Genomic DNA, 7,556 nt, shown 5'->3' on the forward strand with positions numbered 1-7,556 from the left:
TAGTCTTTTTTTGTTACGTTGTTATTCGATAATCTAGATTTTGTTGTATGGTGACTTGTCCTCATTGCCAAAAAGAATTTGATCCTAAAAGTGGTAATAGCTCAAGCCACTTATCTGGGAAGACTTTTCAATGGGCTTTTCTATTAATCTTATTGGCGATGGGGTTGTATCAACTGGGGACGAATTCTGCTGAGCAGCAGTTATTATCGAGCGTTACCAACTTTCGGGGCGAATTGGGTGAGGCTTATGAGGTCTTTGATAAAGTGAGCAGCAATATTCAGGGCAGAATTGCTAAACAGGTAAGAGTGCGAGTAAAAACAAATGATATCGGTACGGTAACTACCCAAGCAAAAGAGCTTATTGCTGCTGAAAGAAATAACAATCCTACCAATCTTATTTATTTGTATTTTTACCTAACTGATAAAGATCCTAGTACTTTGCCTTTGGAAAGTTGGTTTGCCAAGGTAACCTACGTGAACTTTGTGGTGATTCGAGATTTGGCTCCTGGTGACTTTCTGAATGCCAAAAGTATCGCTCCAGGTACTTATTTGGAAGTCAAAAATTAGATATTCAAAATAAGGGATGGTATGCTAGTGAAGCAATTTGCTTTTTTAAATTTTGTCATCTTATGTATCAATCTCTTCCCTTACCTTACAATGAATTGAATGGTATCTCGCAAAATACTTTAACGATTCATCATGATAAATTATATGTTGGTTATGTGAATAAACTAAATGAAATTGAGGAAAAGTTAAAAACAGTAGATCGAGCTGCGGCTAATGGCACTTACAGTGAATTTGGTGAACTGAAAAGGCAAGAATCCTTTGCTCGAGACGCAAAAATTCTTCATGAAGCTTACTTTGCTATTCTAGGGGGCGATGGTCAGCAAAGTGGTGCAGTAGTGCAACAAATTGAAAAAGATTTTGGCTCTTTTGATCTGTGGCTGGCTGATTTTAAAGCCTGTGGTTTGGTGGCTCGTGGCTGGGTTATTCTCGCTTGGGATATGAATGATGGTCGTTTACACAACTATATCTGTGATGCACATAATCAAGGTGGTATTTGGAGCTCTATTCCAGTGATTGTTTTAGATACCTATGAACATGCCTATATGATCGATTACGGTAGTGATCGCAAAGCATATATTGAGACATTCATGAAACAACTCAATTGGTCGGAGGCCAATCGTGTTTGGGAAAAGGTAAAGGGCTTTAGTCTCTAACTTAATAGTTGTTACATCTACGGCAATGGCGAAAATAAAGGCTTACTTTCGCCATCTCTTTAGACTAGGTATAGTTGCTTGAGCCAATTTTTGTGCTTCCTCTTTATTCATATGCAATTCCTTTGTCATATGATCAACTGAAGTGTTGATCATGTCATTTATTGTCATTTTGGGAATCACAAATTCACCTTTTTGAAAACAGTACTTACAATATTCTTGACTATGACTATTATCTTCATTACTTCCCCAAAAACCTTCTCCCAATGGCATGCCACAGCTCTGACAACGAAACTTCGTTTCCATAAAGATGCTTAAACAAAAACAGAGTACTAAATTTTTTAGTACTCTGCCATGATTGCCAAAATCGTGATAATTATGCTTTTGCTGCTCGAGTTGCCACTTTGGGCTTGGTGTGTTCCTTTATTTTAAAACCTAAAAATTGTAATGCTTTAGTAGTTGATGGGAAAACTACGCCAGATTCTTTTAAGCGATTGTAATTTTTGCTTTCTAATAAAACCTGTTCAATCAATGGATTGACCCCCGTGAGATAAACTTTTTTACCCCGACGCTCAATGGTTTCAATAATCTCATCAAAAGCATCTAAGCCATCAACATCCAAATAATACAGTTCGCGAAGTCGAAGCACTACTTCTTCATATTCCTTGATCTCATGTTCGAAGCGAGCAATATGAGCTTGGCTATCGACATAAGTCAAATGTCCTTTGATAGAATAAACAAGGGTATGAGTATTGGGAGTAATAGTAGTAACTTTATCGCCTAATACACTTTCGATCATTTTTCGATTGCGATCATTTGCTACCATTTCAAATTGACCACGAGAAAGTGTGTCTAGGAAAAAGAATAAGGAAAGCGCGGTACCTACGAGGATACCAATCATAGGATCAACATAAAAGGTGATTACAGCCACAAATATTGAAATCCAGAAGCCTTTTTTATCGAGCCGATATAGTTTGACAAAATGCTGACCTTCAACCATACGAACAGCAACATTGACCAATATGGCAGCGATAATTGCCATCGGGATAAACTTGAAAAAATTAAGTAGGAAAAAAGAAATAATTACTATACAGATAGCGTTCACAGTACCGGAAATTTTATTATTTGCACCACTTTTGACATTGAGAGCAGTGCGAGCCAATGCTGCAGTGGCAGGAATACCACCAGCAAGACCGGAAGCAATATTTGCCAGACCGAGGCCGAGAATTTCTTTATCGCGATTGTGTTTTGTTTTAGTGAGATTATCGGCTATCTTTGCTGATAGAATAGTCTCTAATATAGCAACAATAGCTACAGTAATACTGGTGCTGATTAAGCTTTGATCAAAATGAAAGCTCTGAGGAATAAAAAGAGTAGCGTTCATATCGCTATATTTTTCGCCTAAGGTAATAAGTTTCAATGGAATTAAGCTATTCACTGACAAATATCCTAACAAGATACCAATAGGGCTGAGTAATACAGCTGGCGGTAGGCGCAGTAATTTGGGTAATTTGGTGCGCACTTTGACTAATAAAAACATTAGCCCCAAGAAGACAATAAAAGTAATAAATGTGGTGAGAGAGGCATTGCCAATATGCTTGAATGATTCCACCACGTTATCAAAGAGACGTTCGTGTACATGCAATCCGCTTAAGCCTAAGGCAGAGTTTAATTGATTAAAACCAATGGTAAAAGCTACTCCTAAAGTGAAGCCATGAATAGTATTAGCAGGAACATAGATAATATATTTTGCTAAACGCAACGCATAAGAAACCAACACTATCACTCCAGTGACAATTGCCACCATAGGCAATGTTTCTGCTCCATGAGCAATGGCATGAGCTGCGAGAATTCCGGAAAGGGCACCTGTTGGGCCTACAATATTGTAGTCGCTACCGCCAAATAGGGAGGCAATTAAACCAGCCCAGATCGCAGTTACTATACCGGCCACAGGCGATGCCCCGCCGGCGATAGCTAAAGACACTGAAAGGGGTATTGAAACCAAAGACACAGTTAAACCAGAGACCCAATTATCTTTCAGGCGTTGCCCTATAGAATGGCTTATCATAGAGATTAAGAGAATTAAATGGTGCTTCAGCGCGCGAGATTATGCTCCTGTTTTGTGGGGAGCACAAGATCAATTTAAAAGTATTTTTTATCTCAAAATAAAGTGTTTTTATCTGTTCTGTGGAATCAGGAATATAAATGAGGATTCTTAAAGGGGATTAATGCCATTATCATTGCTGCTGTATAATAAGCAGTTCTATCGATCACGTCTCCAGTCAGTAGGCCAACTGCACCATTGTGCTTTGGCGAATTAGTTCGACCAAATACGATGTCATCTGCTTGTCCCAGATCTTTACCTTCTTTGATTAATGCCACTATTGCTGAAGGCAAAAAGAAAGTACCAGTGCGACCTTTTCCCCAAAGACCTATCCTTGATTTTATTACTACCCATCCGAAGGCGACCATTTCTGTCTGAAATGTATCAATGCCACTTTCTTGTCCCACCCAAAAATCTGCTTCAGGCTGAAGCGTGCTAGCATTATTGGCTCTATTGCGGGCACCCTGAAAGGCTTCATCCTCACTTTTTGGTTGATCACTGACACCTGATATCGTTGCCACTCCTTCGAATAAAAACTCTTCACCAGGAAACATCTTTTGAAATCCTAGTTCAGCTGCCTTAACTTTAACGGGGTTTTGTGAAGCGATAATGACTTTTCTCATAATAATATCAAATAGCAACATAAAAAGGTTACCTTTTTATCGTTTTGAATTCTACATTGCTTTAGCAAGTTTACCTTAATCGAGAAGCTGGTTTTGAGTGGATTCTGAATAATGCTATCTATTCCGGTATCCCGTTCTTTTCATTATCCCTTCATTTGTAATTCGTAATCTGTAATTGTTATCCCAGCCTCTTTATTTTACCGATCTTTCTCGCTATACTCGGCGCGTGTTTTACTTGTCACTTCAGGAGAGATGGCAGAGTGGTCTATCGCGATGGTCTTGAAAACCATTGTGCCCGCAAGGGTACCGGGGGTTCGAATCCCTCTCTCTCCGCCAACCTGCGCTCTGCGAGCTTCGGTTGGCAGGCCAACGCTGATAGGCTGCCGAAGTGCTAATGCACGCAGGCATGCCAGAGATCGAAGATTGAGTGAGGTTTATAAATGATCTATGGTGCTTTTCAATGCTGGTTCTAACTTTATCCACTACACTCCGCCACGAACATCGTGGGTGTAATGTCGCTTTACTGCTAAGGTTTTTAGTAAATCCTTTTAGATAAAAAAACGATCTTGATCGACTAAACTTCTAATTTCTCTATATGAAACCATCTAGAAAACCGCTAGAAAAGGAAGAAAGAATCAAAGTAAAGGCTCTTTGTTTATTTCATAAAGATGGGAAAATCCTAGCATCTAGAGGAATTAACAAAATTACTAACCAAGTATTCTATCGATTATTAGGTGGCAGCTTAAACTTCTTTGAAACAGGAGAAGCTGGGATTCGAAGGGAAATCAAAGAAGAGCTCCACAGTGAAATTGACAATCTCCACTTTATTGATGTCGTAGAAAATATTTTTACCCATGAAGATTGGCGTGGACATGAGCTTATATTCCTTTATTCTGGTGATCTCGTACGTCAAGAATTGTACGCACAACAAATGATTCATATTGTAGAAGACACATACGAATTTGAAGCTGAGTGGATAGCAATCATCGAGATACTCAGCGGAGCTCGAACTTTGTTTCCAGCATTAGATTGGAAAAGTCTATTGCTCAACATATCGAGATAAGAAACTAGAACAGTATTATTTGTTGCTAACTCTATACTTGGCTACAGAGGAATGACTGTCCATGATAAAAGTACCTGGGTAATGTGGAGTGATGCTGCATAGCATATAGTCTTTCTTTACTTTGTCTTAGTTTATTTCTAAGCTAGGGGGTGATTTCCAATTTGCTTTATGCAGACGATATTGGCCCAACAAAGGTTCCTAACAATATTGTCTGGTAGATAAATGTACATTGGGATTTTTTCTATTTTTAAACCTATGCTATGGCGAAACTTTATCGGGTGATAGTACCGGTAACTGATATTGAGGTCGCTGCACAATTCTATGGACAAGTCTTAGAAACGCCAGGCGAAAGAGTGTCACCTGGTAGGCACTATTTTCATTGCGATGGGACTGTTTTGGCTTGCTATGATCCAGCAAGAGATGGTGATCAATTAAGCTATGGTTGGCAAATGCATGAGAATCAATATCTTTATTTCGCTGTGGAGGATTTGTCAAAGGTGCGTGGTTTGCTGAAAAAGGCAGGAGCATCTGCGTTGGGGAAGGTTCAAGCTATGCCTTGGGGAGAAACTCTGCTCTATGCCAAAGATCCTTTTGGCAATCCGATTAGTTTTGTCGATAGCAAAACAGTATTTACCGGCACTTCGAAGTCAAGTAAAAAGTAATGATTATATGATAGTAAAAATAGCGCGATATTCTATTCGTGAAGATACTCACAGTACTGTGTCGGCTGCGATTCGAGAGTTTGTCCAGTTGATTAAACAATATGAACCTGATACCTATTATGAGGCATTTAGTTTACTAGATTCCTTAGATTTTATTCATGTTATGAAGTTTCCGAATGCTCAGGCAGAACAAAAACATAGATTTGCTGATTATACTCAAAAGTTTGTGGCAATTTTGTATCCATTGTGCGCGCAATTGCCTGTTTTTACTGACTGTAGCCTGATTGAATAATGATTCCATATGGATCATCTAGCTATTATGAATAAGAGAATACCATTTTTAGCCCGAATCTTAAGTGGCCAGAAAACTATTGAATCACGTTGGTATCAAATGAAAAGAGCTCCTTGGGACAAGGCTTGCTCAGGTGATACTATCTATTTCAAGAATGTAGGAGAATTGGTGAGCACCAGAGCAACAGTGAAGGCGGTAAAGCAATTTGCTGATCTTACTCAATCTGAACGCGAGCGGCTAGTATTAGACAATGCTAGTAAATTGGGCATCGAACCAGTCGAAGTGAAAGTTTTCTTAGAGCATATAGCCAATAAGCGCTACGTAATCTTTTTGTATCTCAGCAAAATTGAGTCAGTAAAACCATTCGGTATCAATAAAAAAGGTTTTGGGGCAATGTCAGCTTGGATTACCTTGACTGATATTCAGGCCCTTTCGGCAACGGAAAATACTTTATCGTAATCTCTGATAGCTGCTGCTAGCACTGCAAAATACTTTTCTTCAAAATAAGGATAATTGTGTTCCTCCGCGAACTTTTTGATCAATGGTCTAATTTTGTTGAGCAAATGATTGGGAATATTAGGGAAAAGATGGTGCTCTGTGTGACACTCGACGAATGCATTTCCGCCTAAACCAGTCAAAAACCAACTTTTCTTGATATTTCTGGTGGTTAATAATTGATGGTAAAGCCATGGCAGCCGTTTTTTAGGAGTGTCTAGGCCAACATGATTAAATACTGCTAAATGCATGAATAGAGGAGCAAATAGCGATCGCAATAAATAAGCGTACAGGATAGCTAGTGGGAGAGAAACTATGCTGGTAAATAGTCCAATATGAAATGCCCAGCCGGCTGTAGCGGTTAGCAAAAAAAGGAAGAACTCTTGCCAACGTCCCCATAAGTAAATAGCACTTTTGATATAAAACCAAAATACCGCTAAGAAGGGGATGAATAAAAAGTAAACATAGCGATTGATCCAAGGGAAATAAAAAGATGGGGGATCAATACTGGGAATGTTAGTATTGGGATGATGAATGAGATCATGAGTTTCATGCCACCATTCATTGCTTTGACCTACCCAAAAGTCTGAAAATAGATAACCCAAGATACGATTACACCAATAGGACTGACAGAAGCTTTGATGTCGTGCTTGATGAATACCACTGATTGCTATGCCGCCATGGGCATAAGACATAATCAGTAGCCCGATAATAGTACTTAACCAGTAATTTTGTGCTACTACAAAAAAGCCAAGGCAAAACAGAGTAATACGTAAGCCAAGCTTGAGAAACTCCCAACCATGCGCTTGATACCAGGTGGCATTATGAATGATTTTGCTGACTTCTTGTGAAAGCCATGTGAAATCTTTTTGTTGTTGCTCAATTGTATTCACTCACATCATTAATTACCTTATCAATGTGCCTAAAAGTGTCTTTTCTTGCAACTTTTTGCTGACGCTCTAGGTTAAATTAAACAATAGGTTGGAGAAAATAATATTGAGAGAGTTAATTTGAAGAGGTTGTGAGAATGTTCATGCTCATATCTAAAGATAAATTGTTTCAAATAGAGGTTTCGGTATTTCTTTGACACTCCATGGTGAA

General features: G+C 38.9%; 10 protein-coding genes and 1 tRNA gene. 7 read left to right on the plus strand and 4 right to left on the minus strand.

Going from position 1 to position 7,556, the window contains the following annotated elements:
* Window positions 1-47 precede the first annotated feature (47 nt).
* Entirely contained in the window at window positions 48-566 is a 519-nt protein-coding gene (locus HY817_05945) for a hypothetical protein (GenBank protein MBI4836768.1), read from the plus strand.
* A 62-nt stretch (window positions 567-628) separates the two neighbouring features.
* The gene (locus tag HY817_05950) at window positions 629-1,219 is read left to right on the plus strand and encodes a superoxide dismutase (protein ID MBI4836769.1); all 591 of its coding nucleotides are present in this window, start codon (window positions 629-631) and stop codon (window positions 1,217-1,219) included.
* A gap of 42 nt (window positions 1,220-1,261) precedes the next feature.
* On the opposite strand, the gene HY817_05955 is transcribed toward HY817_05950, so the two are convergent.
* From HY817_05955 to yjjX, 3 genes are all read right to left on the minus strand, one after another.
* Window positions 1,262-1,522, minus strand: coding sequence for a zinc ribbon domain-containing protein (locus HY817_05955; protein ID MBI4836770.1), 261 nt, complete (start codon window positions 1,520-1,522; stop codon window positions 1,262-1,264).
* 70 nt (window positions 1,523-1,592) lie between these two features.
* Window positions 1,593-3,284, minus strand: a complete 1,692-nt coding sequence (locus HY817_05960) for a SulP family inorganic anion transporter (protein ID MBI4836771.1) — start codon at window positions 3,282-3,284, stop codon at window positions 1,593-1,595.
* 125 nt (window positions 3,285-3,409) lie between these two features.
* Window positions 3,410-3,943 carry an inosine/xanthosine triphosphatase gene (gene yjjX, locus HY817_05965; GenBank protein ID MBI4836772.1) on the minus strand — a complete coding sequence of 178 codons (534 nt, stop codon included), beginning with the start codon at window positions 3,941-3,943 and terminating at the stop codon, window positions 3,410-3,412.
* 246 nt (window positions 3,944-4,189) lie between these two features.
* On the opposite strand from yjjX, the gene HY817_05970 reads away from it, so the two are divergent.
* From HY817_05970 to HY817_05990, 5 genes are all read left to right on the plus strand, one after another.
* Window positions 4,190-4,279 (plus strand) — tRNA-Ser (locus HY817_05970).
* Window positions 4,280-4,538: 259 nt separating this feature from the next.
* The gene (locus HY817_05975) at window positions 4,539-5,006 is read left to right on the plus strand and encodes an NUDIX domain-containing protein (protein MBI4836773.1); all 468 of its coding nucleotides are present in this window, start codon (window positions 4,539-4,541) and stop codon (window positions 5,004-5,006) included.
* A 260-nt stretch (window positions 5,007-5,266) separates the two neighbouring features.
* The gene (locus tag HY817_05980; GenBank protein MBI4836774.1) at window positions 5,267-5,668 is read left to right on the plus strand and encodes a VOC family protein; all 402 of its coding nucleotides are present in this window, start codon (window positions 5,267-5,269) and stop codon (window positions 5,666-5,668) included.
* A 7-nt stretch (window positions 5,669-5,675) separates the two neighbouring features.
* Complete coding sequence (locus tag HY817_05985; GenBank protein MBI4836775.1) at window positions 5,676-5,960, plus strand: hypothetical protein; 285 nt, start codon at window positions 5,676-5,678, stop codon at window positions 5,958-5,960.
* Between the two features lie 27 nt (window positions 5,961-5,987).
* Entirely contained in the window at window positions 5,988-6,419 is a 432-nt protein-coding gene (locus HY817_05990) for a hypothetical protein (GenBank protein ID MBI4836776.1), read from the plus strand.
* Here HY817_05990 and HY817_05995 read toward each other — a convergent pair.
* Window positions 6,383-7,348 carry a fatty acid desaturase gene (locus HY817_05995; protein MBI4836777.1) on the minus strand — a complete coding sequence of 322 codons (966 nt, stop codon included), beginning with the start codon at window positions 7,346-7,348 and terminating at the stop codon, window positions 6,383-6,385. The two genes, HY817_05990 and HY817_05995, sit on opposite strands and share 37 nt — an antisense overlap.
* Window positions 7,349-7,556 lie beyond the last annotated feature (208 nt).

The organism is Candidatus Abawacabacteria bacterium (assembly GCA_016207805.1).
Classification (GTDB): Bacteria; Patescibacteriota; Gracilibacteria; order RBG-16-42-10; family RBG-16-42-10; genus JACQZO01.

What these genes read in the sequence shown, in the direction of transcription:
- HY817_05945 (MBI4836768.1), top strand. Translation starts at nt 48, where the DNA reads ATGGTGACTTGTCCTCATTGCCAAAAAGAATTTGATCCTAAAAGTGGT.
- HY817_05950 (MBI4836769.1), top strand. Translation starts at nt 629, where the DNA reads ATGTATCAATCTCTTCCCTTACCTTACAATGAATTGAATGGTATCTCG.
- HY817_05955 (MBI4836770.1), bottom strand. Translation starts at nt 1,522, where the DNA reads ATGGAAACGAAGTTTCGTTGTCAGAGCTGTGGCATGCCATTGGGAGAA.
- HY817_05960 (MBI4836771.1), bottom strand. Translation starts at nt 3,284, where the DNA reads ATGATAAGCCATTCTATAGGGCAACGCCTGAAAGATAATTGGGTCTCT.
- yjjX (MBI4836772.1), bottom strand. Translation starts at nt 3,943, where the DNA reads ATGAGAAAAGTCATTATCGCTTCACAAAACCCCGTTAAAGTTAAGGCA.
- HY817_05975 (MBI4836773.1), top strand. Translation starts at nt 4,539, where the DNA reads ATGAAACCATCTAGAAAACCGCTAGAAAAGGAAGAAAGAATCAAAGTA.
- HY817_05980 (MBI4836774.1), top strand. Translation starts at nt 5,267, where the DNA reads ATGGCGAAACTTTATCGGGTGATAGTACCGGTAACTGATATTGAGGTC.
- HY817_05985 (MBI4836775.1), top strand. Translation starts at nt 5,676, where the DNA reads ATGATAGTAAAAATAGCGCGATATTCTATTCGTGAAGATACTCACAGT.
- HY817_05990 (MBI4836776.1), top strand. Translation starts at nt 5,988, where the DNA reads ATGAATAAGAGAATACCATTTTTAGCCCGAATCTTAAGTGGCCAGAAA.